General features: G+C 61.6%; 16 protein-coding genes. 3 read left to right on the top strand and 13 right to left on the bottom strand.

The genetic code is table 11. From position 1 onward, the window contains the following. Positions 1 to 86: 86 nt before the first annotated feature. The 4 genes from AC1RZR_RS21570 to AC1RZR_RS21555 are packed head-to-tail and all read right to left on the bottom strand — an operon-like array spanning position 87 to position 3,972. Entirely contained in the window at positions 87 to 1,121 is a 1,035-nt protein-coding gene (locus tag AC1RZR_RS21570) for an extracellular solute-binding protein (protein ID WP_481825909.1), read from the bottom strand. Between the two features lie 40 nt (positions 1,122 to 1,161). Next, positions 1,162 to 1,962, bottom strand: coding sequence for an ABC transporter permease (locus AC1RZR_RS21565; RefSeq protein ID WP_477275106.1), 801 nt, complete (start codon positions 1,960 to 1,962; stop codon positions 1,162 to 1,164). After that, positions 1,955 to 2,875: an ABC transporter permease gene (locus AC1RZR_RS21560; protein ID WP_477275108.1), complete on the bottom strand. Its 921-nt coding sequence runs from the start codon at positions 2,873 to 2,875 to the stop codon at positions 1,955 to 1,957. The genes AC1RZR_RS21565 and AC1RZR_RS21560 overlap by 8 nt, the downstream gene beginning before the upstream one ends. A gap of 5 nt (positions 2,876 to 2,880) precedes the next feature. After that, on the bottom strand, positions 2,881 to 3,972 hold the full coding sequence (locus tag AC1RZR_RS21555; protein ID WP_477275110.1) for an ABC transporter ATP-binding protein: 1,092 nt from the start codon (positions 3,970 to 3,972) through the stop codon (positions 2,881 to 2,883). Positions 3,973 to 4,198: 226 nt separating this feature from the next. Between AC1RZR_RS21555 and AC1RZR_RS21550 the strand changes: the two genes are divergently transcribed. After that, a complete protein-coding gene (locus AC1RZR_RS21550; RefSeq protein WP_477275112.1) occupies positions 4,199 to 4,321 on the top strand; it encodes a hypothetical protein in 123 nt (40 codons plus the stop codon). A gap of 85 nt (positions 4,322 to 4,406) precedes the next feature. Here AC1RZR_RS21550 and AC1RZR_RS21545 read toward each other — a convergent pair whose 3' ends face one another. After that, positions 4,407 to 5,372, bottom strand: a complete 966-nt coding sequence (locus AC1RZR_RS21545) for an NAD-dependent epimerase/dehydratase family protein (protein WP_477275114.1) — start codon at positions 5,370 to 5,372, stop codon at positions 4,407 to 4,409. Positions 5,373 to 6,044: 672 nt separating this feature from the next. Here AC1RZR_RS21545 and AC1RZR_RS21540 point away from each other — a divergent pair. Further along, positions 6,045 to 6,818, top strand: coding sequence for an NAD kinase (locus AC1RZR_RS21540; RefSeq protein WP_095090691.1), 774 nt, complete (start codon positions 6,045 to 6,047; stop codon positions 6,816 to 6,818). 192 nt (positions 6,819 to 7,010) lie between these two features. Then, the gene (locus AC1RZR_RS21535) at positions 7,011 to 8,594 is read left to right on the top strand and encodes a DEAD/DEAH box helicase (protein ID WP_477275116.1); all 1,584 of its coding nucleotides are present in this window, start codon (positions 7,011 to 7,013) and stop codon (positions 8,592 to 8,594) included. Between the two features lie 188 nt (positions 8,595 to 8,782). On the opposite strand, the gene AC1RZR_RS21530 is transcribed toward AC1RZR_RS21535, so the two are convergent. The 8 genes from AC1RZR_RS21530 to AC1RZR_RS21495 all read right to left on the bottom strand — a co-directional run bounded on the left by AC1RZR_RS21530 (position 8,783) and on the right by AC1RZR_RS21495 (position 17,289). Further along, positions 8,783 to 9,391: a hypothetical protein gene (locus AC1RZR_RS21530; protein ID WP_477275118.1), complete on the bottom strand. Its 609-nt coding sequence runs from the start codon at positions 9,389 to 9,391 to the stop codon at positions 8,783 to 8,785. Between the two features lie 241 nt (positions 9,392 to 9,632). Next, positions 9,633 to 10,283 carry a YiaD family glycine zipper/OmpA-like lipoprotein gene (locus AC1RZR_RS21525; protein ID WP_013531371.1) on the bottom strand — a complete coding sequence of 217 codons (651 nt, stop codon included), beginning with the start codon at positions 10,281 to 10,283 and terminating at the stop codon, positions 9,633 to 9,635. Between the two features lie 151 nt (positions 10,284 to 10,434). Further along, positions 10,435 to 10,803, bottom strand: a complete 369-nt coding sequence (locus AC1RZR_RS21520) for a GFA family protein (protein ID WP_481825908.1) — start codon at positions 10,801 to 10,803, stop codon at positions 10,435 to 10,437. Positions 10,804 to 11,084: 281 nt separating this feature from the next. Continuing rightward, positions 11,085 to 11,462 (bottom strand): hypothetical protein, encoded by a 378-nt coding sequence (locus tag AC1RZR_RS21515; RefSeq protein WP_477275124.1) that lies wholly within the window; start codon positions 11,460 to 11,462, stop codon positions 11,085 to 11,087. A 182-nt stretch (positions 11,463 to 11,644) separates the two neighbouring features. Beyond that, positions 11,645 to 12,061, bottom strand: a complete 417-nt coding sequence (locus AC1RZR_RS21510; RefSeq protein WP_481825907.1) for a GFA family protein — start codon at positions 12,059 to 12,061, stop codon at positions 11,645 to 11,647. Positions 12,062 to 12,125: 64 nt separating this feature from the next. Next, positions 12,126 to 13,257 (bottom strand): peptide chain release factor 2 gene (gene prfB, locus AC1RZR_RS21505; RefSeq protein WP_379097356.1). Its coding sequence is split into 2 segments (ribosomal slippage): positions 12,126 to 13,190 and positions 13,192 to 13,257, totalling 1,131 coding nucleotides; the frame shifts between segments, so codons are not numbered across the junction. Between the two features lie 117 nt (positions 13,258 to 13,374). After that, positions 13,375 to 15,831, bottom strand: a complete 2,457-nt coding sequence (locus AC1RZR_RS21500; RefSeq protein ID WP_477275129.1) for a penicillin-binding protein 1A — start codon at positions 15,829 to 15,831, stop codon at positions 13,375 to 13,377. Between the two features lie 207 nt (positions 15,832 to 16,038). Then, positions 16,039 to 17,289 (bottom strand): N-acetylmuramoyl-L-alanine amidase, encoded by a 1,251-nt coding sequence (locus AC1RZR_RS21495; RefSeq protein WP_481825906.1) that lies wholly within the window; start codon positions 17,287 to 17,289, stop codon positions 16,039 to 16,041. Positions 17,290 to 17,906 lie beyond the last annotated feature (617 nt).

Genomic DNA, 17,906 nt, shown 5'->3' with positions numbered 1-17,906 from the left:
GCGATCGCCAGATCGCCTTTTGCATAAGGGCGCCAAGCCGCGCGTGATGTCGCGGCCTGGCGGTTCTCGGTTGGATTTCCGGTCGGCTACTTCTGCAGGTCGGTCCAGATTTTCGTGTAGAGCGCCTGCACGTCCGGCGGACAGGCCTGCATGAACTGTCCCTTGGCAGCGAATTCGGCCGGAACATTCACTTCCGGCGCGTTCTTCATGTCGTCGGGCATGAAGGCCTCCGAGCCGTTGATGCCGTTCGAATAGCGCGCGAAGGCCGAGATCAGTGCGGCGTTCTGCGGGTCCATGATGAAGTTCTGGAAGAGCTTGGCGTTGTCGACGTTCCTGGCATCCTTGAGGACGGCGACGTTGTCCATCCAGATCGGGTAGCCTTCCTTGGGATAGCCATAGGCGATCTTGTCGTTTTGCAACCGCTGCCGCAGCGAAATGCCGTTCCAGTTGACGCCGGCTGCGATGTCGCCCTTGCCCAGGCCGTCGACGGCGCCGTAGTCGAAGGACAGCCATTTCGCCTTGGCCTCGACCAGCTTGTCGCGCACCTTCTTCAGCACCACCTTGTCGGCGGTGCAGTATTGGCCGCCTTCGTAGGCGATGGCGAGGAACATGATGTCACCCATTTCGGGCACGACATTGATCTTGCCGACGAGCTCGGGTGGCGGGTCGAGGAAGATTGCGGACGTGTTGATGTCGCCGGAATAGACCGACTTGTTGACCGACACGCCTGTCGTACCCCACTGCCACGGAACAGTGTATTTGCGGCCCGGATCAAAGGGGACATCGACCCACTTGGGATCGACGTTTTTGAAATTCTCCATCTGGTCCGGGCGCGATTCAAGCAGCAGCCCCTCGCTGATCCAGATCGGGACGACGCTTGCCGAAGGCACGACGATGTCGAAACCGGCACCGCCCTGGCGGATCTTGGCCAGCGCTGTGTCGTTGGAATCGAAGTCGGTGACGGTGACCTTGACCTTGTAGGTCTCCTCGAATTTCTTGATCAGATCGGGGTTGGTGTAATTACCCCAATTGTAGATGTTGAGTTCGCCCTCGGCGCGGGCCACACCCGTCACGGCCAGCAGCGACAGCCCGATCGCCGTCGCGGTCAGTTTCCAGTTCATGCTCCATGCTCCCATTGTTGGGACTGTCGGCGTTGCCGCCTCAGGTCCGTTTCCTGCTGATGAAAAAGAAGGCCGTGACGATACCGATCGACAGCACGAGGAAGGCCGTCGAGATCGCATTGACTTCCGGCGTCACAGTGCGCCGGAGCTGGCCGAGCATGTAGGTCGGCAGCGTGTCCTGGCCGCCCGATTTGACGAATTCGGTGATGACGACGTCATCCAGCGAGACGACGAAGGCGAGCATCAGCCCGGCAAGAATGCCCGGCCAGAGCAACGGCAAGGTCACATGCCGGAAGGTCTTCCACTTGGTCGCATAGAGATCGGCCGCCGCGGTTTCGAGCGACAGGTCCATGCTTTCGAGCCGCGCCCGGATCGGCAGATAGGCGAACGGGATGCAGAAGGCGGTGTGCGCGGCGACGAGGTAGCCGAGCCCGGAATAACCGGTCCAGATCTTGATGCGCGAGAACACGATCAGCAGCGCCACCGCCGTGACGATCTCCGGCACCATCAGCGGTTGGTTGATGAAGGCGTATTTGAGCGTCAGTCCCGGATACGGTTTGGTCCTGGTCGTCGCCAGCGCTGCCATCGTCGCCGTGATCGTCGCCAGCACGGCGGCGACGGCGGCGATCTGGAACGAGCGGATCGACGCCTCGATGACCAGCGCATTGTTCCAGGCGATGTGGAACCAGCGCAGCGAAAAGCCTTTCCAGATCACCACGGAATCATTGTCGTTGAAGGCGTAGACCACCAGCGTGGCAATCGGCAGGTAAAGCAGGAAGAAGCAGAGCATCGCCACGCTGACGAAGCCGTTCTGCCGCCGGACGTCGAAGCGATTAGCCATGGGCGCCATCCGACCTGGTCGTGTTGCGGACGTAGAACAGCAGCGCCACCATGACGATCGCCATCAAGGTGATCGAGAGCGCGGCACCGAGTGGCCAGTTTCTGCCCTGGCCGAACTGCAGCTCGATCAGGTTGCCGATCATCAGATTGGTGCCGCCGCCCAGCACGCGCGGTGTCACATAGGCGCCAAGCGAAGGGATGAAGACGAGGATCGAGCCGGCGACGATGCCCGGCGTGACCAGCGGGATGATGATGCGCCTCAACACCTGGAACCGCGTCGCGTAGAGGTCGTAGCCCGCCTCGACAAGGCGGAAGTCGATCTTCTCCATGCTGGCGTAGAGCGGCAGCACCATCAGAGGCAGGAACACGTAGACCATGCCGGCCAGGACGGCGAAGTTGGTGTACATGAGCTGGACAGGATGGTCGGTGATCCCAAGCAGCTGCAGCACCGAATTGATGATGCCGTCATTGCGCAGCACCTGCTGCATTGCGAAGGTGCGGATCAGAAGGTTGGTCCAGAACGGGATGGTGATCAGGAACAGCCAGATGTCGCGCCGGTGATCCGGCCGCGTGGCAATGAAATAGGCGGTGGGAAAGCCGAGGATCAGGGTCAGCACGGTGGTTGCCAGCGACAGCGACACCGAGCGCCAGAAGATCGACAGATATGCGGTGGCCAATGACAGCGTGTCGTCGAAGACATCACGCTCGAACAACACGCTCACCCACGCGTCGGTCGAGAACTGCCATTTCACATCGCCGTAATTGCCCGGCGTCAGGAAGGAATAGACGACCACGATCAGCAGCGGCCCAAGGGCCGCGAGGAAGACGATCAGCAGCGCCGGGGTGGAAAGCAGCCAGCGTGACCTGATGTCGTCACGTTCGGCCATTTCGGCTACCTCTATCGCGGTCGCCATGGGCCCTAGTCCTTCAGCACTTGGGCAGCATCGTCGCCGATCGATATGCCGACCTTGTCGCCGTTTTCGAAGCCGCAGCTGGCGCTGCGCGAGTTCTGCTGGCGCACCATGAAGACGTCGCCTTCGTCCAGCCGGACATGGATGTGCGTATCAGTGCCGAAATAGACGATATTCTCGATCGTACCGGCCAGGTCGCCGCGGCCTTTGACCAGCTTCGCATGCTCAGGCCGGACCATCAGCGTTGCGTTGCCGCCTGCGCGGAAGCCCGCGGCGGCGGTCGCGCAGATCTTGGCACCCGAGCGCAAGGCGATCCGCGCCTGGCCATTGCCCGCACTTTCGACCATGCCGGTCAGGAAATTCGTCTCACCGATGAAGTCGGCGACGAACCGCTCCGCCGGGTGGTCATAGACGTCCCAGGGCGAACCGACCTGGAGGATGTTTCCCGACGACATCACCGCGATGCGGTCCGACATGGTCAGCGCTTCCTCCTGATCGTGGGTGACGAAGATGAAGGTGATGCCGGTCTCGTGCTGCAGCCGCTTCAGTTCGATCTGCATTTCCTTGCGCAGCTTGTAGTCGAGCGCCGACAAGGGCTCATCGAGCAACAGCACCTTCGGCTGCGGAGCGAGTGCCCTGGCCAGCGCCACACGCTGCTGCTGACCGCCGGAGATCTGGCTGGTGCGCCGATTTTTGAGCTCCTCCATGTGGACGAGCTTCAGCATCGCATCGACACGCGCCTCGATCTCGGCTTTTGGCTTGCCCAGCATCCTCAGGCCAAAGCCGATATTCTCGGCGACCGTCATGTGCGGGAACAGCGCATAGGACTGGAAGACGGTGTTGACCGGCCGCTTGAACGGCGGCAGCGGCGCAATGTCCTGGCCATAGAGCAGGATTTCGCCGTCAGTCGGATAGTCGAAGCCGGCGATCAGCCGCAGCAATGTCGTCTTGCCGCAGCCGGACGGACCAAGCAGCGTGAAGAACTCGTTTTCGCGGATCGCGACGGAGACGTTGTCGAGCGCTCTGACCGAATCCTGACCGGTTCCCCGAAAGATCCTGGTAACGCCCTTCGCCTCAACGGCGGGCCGTATGGCTGTCAAGATATTCCCCTCTCCTTCGTGGCCATTCACCGGCAGAAGCCGGCTGGCCAACTCGATCCTCGCCATCAGGAATAACTATGACTAAACATACAGTCAATATCTTTTTGCGACCACCAGCACCACATCGACCAGTGATGATGCGGTCGATGCGCCGGCTTCGTGCAGGACTGGGGACCGGCGGTGCTGGCCGGCGGCGCGTCGGGGTTCATCGGCGGCATGTGGCCGTTTGACCGACCGCGCGGCCGCCGCCTTCTCGAGGGATTTCTATGGCGGCATCAGCGCGCGGCTCAAGGACGGACCGGTTTATCTCGCCGAGATTGCTGCAAGTGATGCGCAAGCGCTTCTATGAACCGGCGATCCGACCTATCTTGCCTATACGTTCTACGGCAACGCCAATTTGCCGGTGGTGGCGCGGTGCGCGGCCGATTTTTGCGTCACGTCATCGACCGCATGGTCACGGCGATCTGTTGGCGAAACCACTCGTAGGTGCGCTCAATACCTTCCTGATAGCCGGTCTTTGCTTCCCAACCAGGAAGGACATGCCTCGCCAAAGTCAGATCCGGGCATCGGTTGGTTGGATCCTGGGGAGCCGGAGGCTGGTGCTCGATGCGGCTGCCGGGGACAAGCGCCCTGACGAATTCAGCGACGTGCAGAACCGAAACCTCGTGATTGTTGCCGATGTTCAGCGGACCACGGTGCGAGATGTTATCGCGCCAGAAGAAGCGTTCCAATCCATCGACGATGTCGTCGACATAACCCCAGCTGCGCGATTGGGAGCCGTCGCCATAGACCGTCAGGATCCCTGTTGTCAGGGCCTGGATGACAAAGTTCGAAATGGCGCGGCCGTCGTCCATGCGGGTTCGCGGCCCATATGTGTTGAAGATCCTGACGACACGAGCGTCGAGCCCGCCGACGCGCTGCTGTTCGAACAGCAATGCCTCGGTGCAGCGCTTGCTTTCATCATAGGACGCCCTGGGACCCGTGCAGTCCACCGATCCCCTGTAACTCTCGGGTTGCGGGGAAACCAGCGGATCGCCGTAGACTTCCGAGGTCGAGGCAAAGCAGAAACGACCGCCGGGCTTGAGCAGGGTCAGAAGATTGAGCGCGCCGCCGATGTTGGCCTTGATCGTGCGTGCCGGCTCGCGCATGTACCATATCGGCGAGGCGGGCGACGCGAGATGGATGATCTCATCGAAGCGCTGGCTGGATGCAAAGCTTTCGGCGTCGGCAACCTGCAGGCTGAACCGCGGGTCGGTGACATGCGCAATGTTGTCTCGCGTCCCGGTCCATAGATTGTCGACGACGACCAACTTTTGCAGATCACTTCGCTGCAGCAGGCGGTCAATCAGATGCGAGCCGAGGAAACCGCAGCCACCGGAAACCAATACGCTGCGCGACATGGAAAATTCCCCCTCCAGACACCCGGCCAGTCAACGAGCCGCAGGGCTTGTTTCCCAAGAACAGCGGATACGTGGCCACCACCAATCCAAATCCGCCAATCCGTGCTCTCATCTACGCCGCGAAGGGCGGCAAACGCAACGAGCAAGCTGGCGCGCGCCACCGACACGCCGCGGCCGACCGGCCTCTGTTTTGAGGAGAAAACTGCCGAGCGATCTCGCGCACCGAAGCAGGGCAGACGCTGTCGGTCTTCGGGAGTTACAGCGCCCTTTGCGGGCAAGGTGTTCCAGCTGCATCGCCGCAGCGCGACGCCGTGGGCTGAGGCCGGAAGCTCATCTCTTCGGACTGGCGGACCAGTTCGGCGAAGACAAGAGCGAAACTTCCCAGCATCAGAACGACGATGATCAGGCGTGCTACCGGCAATATGACGGCCTCGACTGGCTAGGCCCCACGCCACCCATCCACTGCCGGCTAACATGACCGATCCGGCTTTACGAGAGTTTAAGCCCGGTCTTAACCATCACATTCGTGTCGGCTTTGACATGATGCGCGAACGGCAACCCCGCATCTCGCCGGAACAACGGCTCTCTTTGCAGACGTGCCCCGCCCATGCTACCCCGGCGCTGGCGCGGCCCGGTAACCGGCCGCCGCCAATCGATCGTCATCGGGGAGCCATGAGCCAAACCGCCAGCCGCATCGCCTTCGTTTCGTCCGACACCGCTGACGCCAAGACGGCGCTGGAAAGCCTGTCGGCGCGCTATGGCCAGTCCTCCATAGAGGATGCCGGAATCGTCGTCGCCCTTGGCGGTGACGGCTTCCTGCTGCAGACCCTGCGCGACACGATGGGGACGGGCAAGAAGGTCTACGGCATGAACCGTGGCACCATCGGTTTCCTGATGAACGAGTATCGTTCGGGTGGCCTTACCGAGCGCCTGGCCGCCGCCGTCGCCGAAACGATTCGCCCGCTGGAGATGCTGGCCGTGACCTCGGAAGGCGAAACGGTTTCGGCACTGGCGATCAACGAGGTGGCGCTCTGGCGCCAATCCTATCAGACGGCCAAGATCCGCATCACCGTCGACGAGCAGGTACGGCTCGAGGAACTGAGCTGCGACGGTGTGATGATCGCCACGCCGGCCGGATCCACCGCCTACAACCTGTCCGCGCACGGGCCAATCCTGCCGCTCGACGCGCCACTGCTGGCGCTGACCCCAGTCAGCCCGTTTCGCCCGCGCCGCTGGCGCGGCGCGCTGCTCTCCAACAAGGCGACGGTGCGCTTCGACATTCTCGAGCCGGAAAAGCGCCCGGTGAACGCTGCAGCCGACCACACCGAAGTCAAGGCAGTGACCTCGGTCACGGTCAGGGAATCGCCGACGGCGACGGCGACGTTGCTGTTCGATCCCAATCATTCCTGGAACGAACGCATTCTCGCAGAGCAGTTCCGCTACTGAGCCGGCGCAGCGATCGACACCTCGATTAAGCATCCCGATTAAGGTTACAACTTCACAATCGTGCCTTTCCCGCCCGTTTCTGTTGACAAATCGCGGGCTTGCGCCTAATCGCAATACCAATCTTGCAGGCGCGTGGCGCTTGCCGCGACAGACGCCGTTGCGCTTCCCCGAACCAGCCAAAGACAACAACACTTGTCCTCAGACACCACGATCGCTCCAGAAGCGTTGACCTTTTCAGACCTCGGCCTGTCGCCGAAGGTGCTTTCCGCAGTAACCGATGCCGGCTACACCCAGCCGACGCCGATCCAGGCCGGTGCCATCCCGCACGCCTTGCTCGGCAAAGATATTTTGGGCATCGCCCAGACCGGCACCGGCAAGACGGCTTCCTTCGTGCTGCCAATGCTGACCCGCCTCGAAAAAGGCCGGGCTCGCGCTCGCATGCCGCGCACGCTGATCCTGGAGCCGACCCGCGAGCTCGCCGCTCAGGTCGAAGAAAATTTCATCAGATACGGCAAGAACCACAAGCTCAATATCGCGCTTTTGATCGGCGGTGTCTCGTTCGACGAACAGGACAAGAAGCTGGAGCGCGGCGCCGACGTGCTGATCGCGACGCCCGGCCGCCTGCTCGACCACCGCGAACGCGGCAAGCTGTTGCTCAACGGTGTCGAGATCCTGGTCATCGACGAAGCGGACCGCATGCTCGACATGGGCTTCATCCCCGACATCGAGCGCATCTGCGAGATGATCCCGTTCACCAGGCAGACGCTGTTCTTCTCGGCGACGATGCCGCCGGAAATCACCAAGCTCACCGAAAAATTCCTGCACGCGCCGGTGCGCGTCGAGGTCTCGAAGGCCGCGTCCGCAGCGACCAACATCATCCAGCGCCTGGTCAAATCCGGTTCCAAGCCCTGGGACAAGCGCGAGACGCTGCGCAACCTGATGAAGGCCGAGGACGCGGAACTGAAGAACGCCATCATCTTCTGCAACCGCAAGGTCGAGGTGTCGGAGCTTTTCCGCTCGCTGCTGAAGTATGATTTCGACGCCGGCGCGCTGCATGGCGACATGGACCAGCGGGCGCGCATGCAGATGCTGGCCAATTTCCGCGACGGCAAGCTGCGCTACCTGGTCGCTTCCGACGTCGCCGCACGTGGCCTCGATATCCCCGACGTCAGCCACGTCTTCAATTACGACGTGCCGATCCATGCCGAAGACTATGTCCACCGCATCGGCCGCACCGGCCGCGCCGGGCGCTCGGGCAAGTCCTTCACCATCGCGACCAAGTCGGACACCAAGTATATCGATGCCATCGAGCGACTGATCGGCAACAAGATCGAGTGGCATGATGGGGACCTGTCGACAGTGGTCGCCAGCGAAGGCGGCGAGGACGATGCTCCACGCCGTGGCAAGGGCGCGCCGCGGCGTGCCGGCCGCAAGGACGACGATCGCAAGGACAGGGGCGAGCGCAAACCACGCGAACGCCACGCAAGGCACAGCGAAGAGGCGGCACCGGCGACGGTGCGCGAGGAACAGCCCGTGGTGGCTGAGGTCGAAGTCGCCGATATCGGTGAACGGCGCGCGCGCAAGGATGCAATCCGCTCGGAGAACACCGAGCGCAAATCTTCCGATCGCAACGAACAGCGCGCTCCGGAACGTGGTGACACAAGACCGCAGCGCGACAGCAACCGCCCTGCCCGCCACCGCCAGGAAGACAACGACGCCACTGTCGGCTTCGGTGACGACATGCCGGCCTTCATGCGGATCGTCGCCAAGGTCTGATCTCCGACCGCTTTTCGAAGGCAAGCCGTCCGGCTTGCCCTCAAGCTCGTAGAGCAGCTCGCCGTCTCACGGAGGGCCGAACCGCTCTCCTTGTTTTGACGCAATTCCCCAGGGAAAGCGCTACGCGCTTTTCCCGGGAAGACCGTTTCACACTTCTCCCTGGAATTGCTCCTGGCCTGGCTCGCCCGTTACATCGGCCCAGGCATCATCTTGGTCGGTTTCTCCAGCATAGGAAACTCGGCCTTGCTGCATTTCACCTTCGGATTCGTCGGACTGAACATACCGTTCGGATTGTCCCTGAACAGCCAGGCGTGAAGATCGTAGTGGACGAACTCCCTCGGGATGAGCGGATAGTGCCCCTCCATCGGACCCATGAAGGTTTGGCCAAACAGCTTGGGCGGCTCCTTGGTGTCCGGCGTCAGCGGCACAAGCCATTCCACCCCGACCAGGCGCAGGCCTTTTTTCGTCGGTTCGTAGATGAGCACATTGGGGCGCATCGGATCGAGTTTTTGGCCGACACTTGGGACGTTGACGAAATGGATACCCATGGCGCCTTTCGGGTAATCCATCGTGCCCGGTATCTTTTCTCCGCTGTAGTAGACGCAGCCGACTGTCGACAGATAGAGGTCGCGGACGGCGACGGTGTAGTCCTCATATTTGGCGAGCGACTTTTTCAAGGCATCGATGTCGGCCTTGTTGGCGTCCTCGGCCCGAGCCGTCGCGACGCCCAACCATGCGCCTGCAAGACTTGTTAAAACGAGGACGCCGCAGCGCCCAAGGCTGGCTGTTCTTGTCATGCATTCCTCCCAGATTTTCTGATCTGGCCGTGCAAGACCGAGGCGGGGAAAATGCTGATTGCGCGGCCAGTTGTACCGCCTCATCCCCTCTGGAACAGGGACGATGCTATTCCTTTCCATGATTGCGGGAAACTAGCCAATTAGAACTAGCTAATTCTCTGGTGCGCCAATCTGCGCCGACGTCCGCTCAAACAAAAACGGCCCCAGGTGGGGCCGTTTTGCGATTCGCGTGCCGAACAAATCAGGTGAGCGGCGACAGCTGGATCTCGACGCGGCGGTTCTGGGCGCGGCCTTCGGCCGTCGCATTGGACGCGACCGGGCGCGTCTTGCCAAAGCCGGTGACGGCAAAGCGGCGCTGATCGACGCCCTGGCCCGACAGATAGTTGGCGACCGCCAGCGCACGACGCTGCGACAGATCGAAATTGTGCTGGTCGCCGCCAGTCGAATCGGTGTGGCCGAAAACGTCGACCGTGGTCTGCTTGAACTTCTTCAGCACCAGCGCGACCGAATTCAGCACCTGGTAGAAGCCGGGCTTCACCGCATCCTGATCCGAGTTGAAGGTGATGTCGGACGGCATGTTGAGGATGATCTGGTCGCCGCTGCGGGTGACGCTGACACCGGTGCCCTCGAGCTGCCGGCGCAGTTCGGCCTCGTTCTGGTCCATGGTGGCGCCGATGGCGCCGCCGGCGAGCGCGCCGATGCCCGCGCCGATCAGCGCGTTGCGGCGATCATTGCCGCCGGCAAGCAGGCCAAGGCTGGCACCGGCCAGCGCGCCAAGGCCGGCGCCCGCGGCCGTGTTGGAAATCTTCTGGTCACCGGTATACGGATCGGTGGTGGTGCAGGCACTCACGAGCACAGCCGTCGCCACGACGACGAGCACAGTCTTTTTCATAGGATCGTCCCTCTCCAAGTCACGCCATTGCGATGGCGCCAAATCAGCCCTTCCCGCGACTTGTACCATGAATTGCGGCGAAATGCGGAACGGCAAGAGCTCTCGCAACGGCTTTTCCCGGCGCCAATTGGCCGGTCGCCCTCCTGGCCAGCTACCAGAGATTCTTGCCGTCGATGACCACCACTTCGACCTTGTCGAGATCGAAATCATCGAACAGCCGCGAATTGACGCTGATCTTGGGATTGTCAAAATTCGGCTCGCCGGTCGACCAGTCCGGCGTTTCCGTGAAGGTGCCGCAGCCGCACGTGGCGCAAAAACCGTGCTTTACGGTTTTCGACCCCCACTCGTAGACAGAAACGTTCTCCGGCGGGCTGGTGAGCTTGAATTGCGACGGGATGTAGTAGGCCCAGAGCGAGCCGCGTTTCGAGCAGAACGAACAGGTGCATTGCGTCACCGTCTGCGGTGCATGCGAAACCTCGAATGTCGTCGCTTTGCAATGACAGCTTGCCTTGATGGTCATCAACGAACTTCCTCCTGTCCAGCCGCCTCGTAGGGCAAGGGCAGCATAAAGAGGCGCTCCTGACAACTGTCTGTCAGCAGACCCGCCAGACACGCTGGCGCGGCCCGAAAACGACGCGTCGGCTTGGACCCTTCGGCCTAAGATCAAGCCTGAAGGGCCTAGAGCCCGTTCCATCCCGATGGAATCGGGATGAGGTTCTATCTGTTTGTGTGAGCATGATCCCTGGACAAACGGTTTCCGTTTTTCCGAGAAAACCGGTTCCCACTTTTCCGGATCATGCTCTAGTAGGACGATGGTGGCACGAACAGGCAGATGGTCTTGCCGGCATCGAGCCCGGCTTCATGTGCGCACCAATGGAATTCGCCGTCGGGCGAATCCTTGATTCGTCTGTCGCTGTAGGCCAACACCTCCCCGGTGTCCTTGATGACATAACCTTCCGGGCGCTCGCTGATCGAGGTCTGCGACACCTCGTGGCAATCGTAATTGGCGCAGCAGGCGAATGGATAGCTCCAGCCTTGCGGCTTCGCCGCGGTCGGCTTGGCGTCATGCGCCAGCGCCGGCGGCGACAGCATTGCCATCATTGGAATTGCGAGCAGGGTAAACAGGAGTCGGCCGGCCGGTTGAACGGCTTTGGCCGATCTGGGTGTGGCAGCAGACATGGAAACGTTCCTTTCAAACGAGCATCAAGCGTTTCGCTTGCCCGTTCCCGGAACGTGTCTTCCCAGCGGCCGGATCGTCAGCTTGCAGATATGCCGCGCCCAGCCATAAATGCTTTTGCCTCCCGTAATGGTGAGCGCAAATGTGAGTCGGCGCAAGAAGTTGCTACGTGGCTGGCCGACGCCTATTCGTCGACAGCTCCGACGACATGCTCTTGATATTGCGGCAGGTCGTCGGTGATGGTGAACCAGCCTGCCTTCGAACCGACGAAGATGTGGGCGGTTGGACGGATGGCCGGATCGTCGACAAGAGTGCCCATGGCGACATGGACAAAAGCCGCCTCGCGGACGAGCGAATAGAGCAATGAGCCGCACAGCCCGCAATGCGCGTCGTGGCCGCTTTGATCACCGAAGATCAGAAGCTGGTCCTCGCCTTCGGTGAGGACAAGTTTTTCACGCTCGATACCGGCGAACGGCTTGAAGGCCGAACCCGTGGTCCGTCGGCAATTGGAACAGTGGCAGTTGGCCGCGTAGGCAAATTCGTCCTGAACGGCGTATTGCACAGCGCCGCACAGGCATTTTCCAACAAGCTTGCGAGCCATCGCCCAATCCAGGTCTATGTTAGGCCGCTGTTCTCGGGCCACTGCGCACTTTATCCGAGGTGCATCAATCCAGGTCCGCCACCGCTTCGCCCGCACCGCCTTCGATGCGCTGCGACAACGAGGCTTCCATGAAATCGTCGAGGTCGCCATCGAGCACGCTCGATGGGCTGGTGCTCTCGACGCCGGTGCGAAGGTCCTTCACCAGCTGATAGGGCTGCAGCACATAGGAACGGATCTGGTGACCCCAGCCGATATCGCTCTTCGACGCTTCGGTGGCGTTCGCAACCGCTTCGCGCTTCTTCAGCTCTTCCTCGTAGAGGCGTGAGCGCAGCATCTCCCAGGCCTTGGCCTTGTTCTTGTGCTGCGACCGTTCGGCCTGGCAGGCGACCGCGATGCCGGTGGCAAGGTGGGTGATGCGCACCGCCGAATCGGTGGTGTTGACGTGCTGGCCGCCCGAGCCGGACGAACGGTAGGTGTCGATGCGGACATCGGATTCGGACACGTCGATCTCGATCGTGTCGTCGATGACCGGATAGACCCAGATGCTGGCGAAGGACGTATGCCGGCGCGCATTGCTGTCATAGGGCGAAATGCGCACCAGGCGATGCACGCCCGATTCCGTCTTCAGCCAGCCATAGGCGTTGTGGCCCTTGATCAGCAGCGTGGCGGACTTGATGCCGGCTTCTTCGCCGTCGTGAACTTCCAGCACTTCGACCTTGAAGCGGCGCCGTTCGGCCCAGCGCGTGTACATGCGCAAAAGCATCGAAGCCCAATCCTGGCTTTCGGTACCGCCGGCGCCGGCATGGACTTCGAGATAGGTGTCGTTGGAGTCGGCCTCGCCCGACAGCAGCGTCTCGACCTGGCGGGCCTTCGCTTCGCCCTGCATCGAACGGATCGACGCTTCGGCCTCGGCGATGACGCCTTCGTCGCCCTCTTCCTCACCGAGTTCGATCAGGCCGATATTGTCTTCCAGCGCCTGTGTCAGACCTTTCACCGAGGCAATGCCTTCCTCGAGGCCCTGGCGTTCGCGCATCAGCTTCTGCGCTTCCAGCGGTTCGTTCCAGAGGCTGGCGTCCTCGGCGCGTACGTTGAGGTATTCAAGCCGCTTTATGGCCTGATCCCAGTCAAAGATGCCTCCTCAGCAGGGTAATCGCCTGCCTGATCTCGTCGACAATATTCTGCGTTTCCGCGCGCATGGCTGGCTGTTCTGTCCTGTTTGCTGAAATCGGTCGGCGCGATACATAGGGAGGCTGCCGCCGGCTGTAAAGCAAAATGGGCTGGCGCAAGGCCAGCCCATCCGCTCATGAAAATCGTCAGTAGAGGCCGCCGCCGCCAGATTGGATGGCCTGGTTGGCCTGCGGCGACAGCGCACCCCCGGTGGCATTGGAGCCGTCGGCACCCATGCCGATCACCCAATAGCTGTCGGCAGGACCGGTGCCCGGCTTGAAGGCTTCGATGATGGTGCCGGGATCACCCGAGGCGGCACGCATGCCGGTCTTGCGATTGATGGCGACCAGATTCATGCCTTCCGGCACCTTGAAGTCGACATTGGGCGTGCCGTCCAGCGCCACGCGCATAAAGTCCTTGAAGATAGGGGCCGCGAGACCACCACCGGTGGCGCCATGGCCAAGGCCGCGCGGCGTGTCGTAGCCCATATAGAGGCCGACGACGAGGTTCGGCGTGTAACCGATGAACCAGGCGTCCTTTTCGTCGTTCGTCGTTCCGGTCTTGCCGGCGATGTGGCGGCCGAGTTCGCCGATGGTAGCGCCGGTGCCGCGTTGCACGACACCTTCCATCATCGAGGTGATCTGGTAGGCGGTCATTGGATCGAGCACCTGCTCGGAATTGTCGACCAGTTCCGGCTCGGGCTGGTTCTGCCATTCTGGCGCATTGCAGCCCTGGCAGCCGCGTTCGTCCTGCTTGAACACCGTCTTGCCGTAGCGGTCCTGGATGCGGTCGATGAGCGACGGCTTGATCGACTTGCCGCCATTGGCCATGATCGAATAGGCCGACACCATGCGCATCACGGTCGTTTCGCCGGAGCCCAGCGCCATCGGCAGATATGGCGCCAGATGGTCGTAGACACCAAAGCGCTCGGCATATTCGACGACCAGCTTCATGCCCATGTCATTGGCAAGCCGCACCGTCATCAGGTTGCGCGACTTCTCGATGCCGGAGCGCAGCGTTGCCGGGCCAGCGACGGTGCCGTCATAATTTTTCGGCGTCCAGGTCGTGTTGCCGCTCTGGATGGTGATCGGACCGTCCATGATCACCGAGGCCGGCGTATAGCCATTGTCGAGTGCGGCCGAATAGACGATCGGCTTGAACGAGGAGCCTGGCTGGCGCATGGCCTGGGTGGCGCGGTTGAATTCGGACTGCGCGTAGGAGAAGCCGCCGACCATGGCCAGCACGCGGCCGGTATGCGGATCCATGGCGATCAGGCCGCCCTCCACCTCGGGAACCTGGCGCAGGCTGTAGGCGCCGTCGGCGCCATCGTTCTTCTGCACAAAGATGACGTCGCCCGGCTTCAAAACGTCCGCCGGCGACTTGGCCTTGACGGTCTTGCCGCCAACCACATGGCGCATGGCGAAGCCCATGTCGTCCTTGCTGACGGTGCCTTCGACGCGTTCCTTGACGATGTCGCCCGACGCCTGGCGCGCGGGCTGCAGGCCGATCGACAGGCCGGTCTCCGAGCTGTCGAGCACGACGGCGAGCGACCATTCAGGGACATCCTCCAGTCCCTTGACGTTGCCCAGCGGCACGCCCCAGTCGCCGGACACGTCGATGTTCGTCACCGGCCCGCGATAACCGCGCAGCGTATCGTATTTTATCAATCCGTTCTGCATCGCCTTGCGGGCGATGAGCTGAACCTTTGGATCAAGCGTCGTGCGGACGGAAAGGCCGCCTTCGTAGAGCGCATTCTCGCCGTAACGGGCGATGATCTGGCGGCGCACCTCCTCGGTGAAGTACTCGCCAGCGAAAAGATAGGTGCCGTTGCGGCGCGGCGTCACGCCCAGCGGCTCGGCCTTTGCCTTGGCGCCTTCCTCGCGCGTCACGTAGCCATTCTCGACCATCTGGTCGATGACCCAGTTGCGGCGCTCGATCGCGCGATCGGCATGTTTGAAGGGATGGTAGTTGTTCGGTCCCTTCGGCAGCGAAGCCAGATAGGCAGCCTCAGCCACGGTCAGTTCGTTGACCGACTTGTCGAAATAGGTCAGCGCCGCGCCGGCGACGCCATAGGCGCCGAAGCCGAAGAAGATTTCGTTGAGGTAGAGCTCGAGAATGCGATCCTTGGGGTAGGCCTGCTCGATGCGGAAGGCGAGGATCATCTCCTTGATCTTGCGCTCATAGGTCTGGTCCGAGGACAACAGGAAGTTCTTCGCCACCTGCTGGGTGATCGTCGACGCGCCGACCTGGCGCTTGCCAGAGCCAAAATTCTGCAGGTTGACGATGATGGCGCGGCCAAGCCCGGTTACGTCGATGCCGGGGTGGTTGTAGAAGTTCTTGTCCTCCGCCGACAGGAAGGCCGCCTTGACGCGATCCGGTATGGCCTGGATCGGCAGGTAGAGGCGCCGTTCACGGGCATATTCGGCCATCAGCGCGCCGTCCGACGCGTGGATGCGGGTGGTCACCGGCGGCTCGTATTTGGCCAGCACCTCGTAGTCGGGCAGATCCTTCGACAAATGGCCGATGTAGATGGCAACGCCCGCCGCGACCAGAAGGGCCAGCGTCGTGCCGATGCCGAAAAAATAGCCAATGAGACGAATCATACCCGCTCCAGTCCTTGGTTCGGGAATTTCCTAAACGAAGCCGCCTTCCACGCAAGCTTTCGAGCCGGTCCCAATCCGCAATGGAAAACCCATGTCGCCACCATGTGGACAAAATACGGCAATGCCTCAATTCGTGACCGCAAGCCGGAAATAAAAGCACCGGCTGTTGTCGTCGCGCAACGCTGCCTCCGGTTGTGGCCGAGCATATCAGCCTCCGGTTCCGGCCCCGCCCTTGGCTGAAGCGAAAAGCGCAACGGCATTGGTTATGCTTTGAGCAGCCTTGCCCCGCCAGTCGGCGTTGAGCAGCTGCGCTTCGTCCTTGGCATTCGAGAGATAGCCGAGTTCGACCAGCACGGATGGCACGTCGGGTGCTTTCAGCACCTTGAACCCCGCCGAACGCTGCGGGTTGTTGATAAGGCCGACGCTGGTCGACAACTGGCCGACCAGCGTGTGGGCGAAACTCATCGAGAAATTGTGCGTTTCGCGCCGGATCAGGTCGATCAGGATGTCGGTGACTTCCTTGTTGTCGTTCTTGATCTCCATGCCGGCGAACTGGTCGGAGAGGTTTTCGCGGTCGGCAAGCGCTTGCGCTTCGGGATCCGAAGCCTTGTCGGAAACGGTGTAGACGGTGGCGCCGCGAATGCCCTTGACGCTGATTGTGTCGGCATGGATGGAAATCAGCAGGTCGGCCTCGTGCTGTCGGGCAATGCGCACGCGATCATCCAACCGCAGGAATTCGTCGGTGTCGCGCGTCATGAACACATCGTAATTGCCGACGGCCGCGAGCTTGTCGCGCAACTCGGTGGCGAAGGCGAGCGTGACGTTCTTTTCAATGGTGCCGTTCAGGCCCTCGGCGCCGCCGTCGACGCCGCCATGGCCGGGATCGAGGACGACGGTGAAGCGGTGGCCCGGATTGGAGACCGGTCCGGTGCCGACCCGCGCTCCCTTGTCGGTCGAAACCGTCGATCCGGTGGTCAGCGCCTGATTGGCGAGTGCCGCGTCGAACTCGCGTTCGGAGGCTGCCGACATGTCGATGGCAATGCGGTAGCCGGTTCCGTCCTCGTTCTTGAGCACATCGAGCTTGTCGACGGCGAACGGCCCCTTGCCGGTGAGGATCAGCCGTGAAACGCCCTCGCCGAGTTCGCCCAGGCGAACGCCCCTGACTAGGCCACGCGCCTTCAAATCCTTGGCGTTAATAGCGAATCTCGTATTCGCGAGATCGATGACAAGACGATTGGGGCCGCGCAGCAGGAACCATTTGACATCAGGTTCACGGTCGAAATCCATGACGATGCGCATCTTGGTGGCATCGCCAGCCATCTTGTAGCCTTTTGCCACGAGTGGTGCGTCGGCGGCATTGGCAACGGAAGTGATTGCCAGCAACAGCAAGAGGCAGATGGCACTGACGATCTGGCCGCCAACACGACATCCCTTGTCTGTGAAGTCTGCCAGTCCCATCTCTCGTCCAGTCGCTCCCGATTTGGCGCCAGGCGCCGGTGGTTTCGTCGAAATGCCGGCAAGGCCGCGATTCAATTAACGATTGGTATCCAGAGAAGGTTAACCAAGCCTTTTCATGCAAGGTCGGAGCCTGTTCTTACGTTACGGAACCGCTTTTTGCCGGCATCGGAAATCGGGGTTGCCTTCCACCCCGCCAAATCATAAAAGCGATGGTGGATCACTGCAATCCTGGAACCGCCCTCCTCCGCAGCTTCCTGCTACAGGGTCAGATGAAAGGCGGCTCCTTTCGCTTCACGCGAAAAGGACACAGGTGATCGCGACGAATTTCGCAGGTGTGCGCCCGTGGCGGGGGAATCGCCTGCGTGAGGAAAACGGCCGGGTTTGTTCCCGCGCCGGCTCTGTATGAGCAAACAAGCTGGTCCGGTTCGTCCGGGCTTTGGTTCAAAAGGTTCTGCTGGTGACGATGGCTTCAAGCGCAATCATGGAAAGGTCCGCATCAAACCGCGCCATTGTGGCTGCGGGCGGCACCGCCATGGCGCTCAAGCGGCGGCCGGCGGACATTCAAGTATCCGGCACCCACACTCCAGACACGCAGCAGCAGGCATTGCCTCGCAAGC

Source organism: Mesorhizobium bavaricum, from assembly GCF_056781655.1.
Note: the sequence above shows the minus strand (reverse complement) of the source record. Positions and strands in the feature narration are given on the sequence as shown.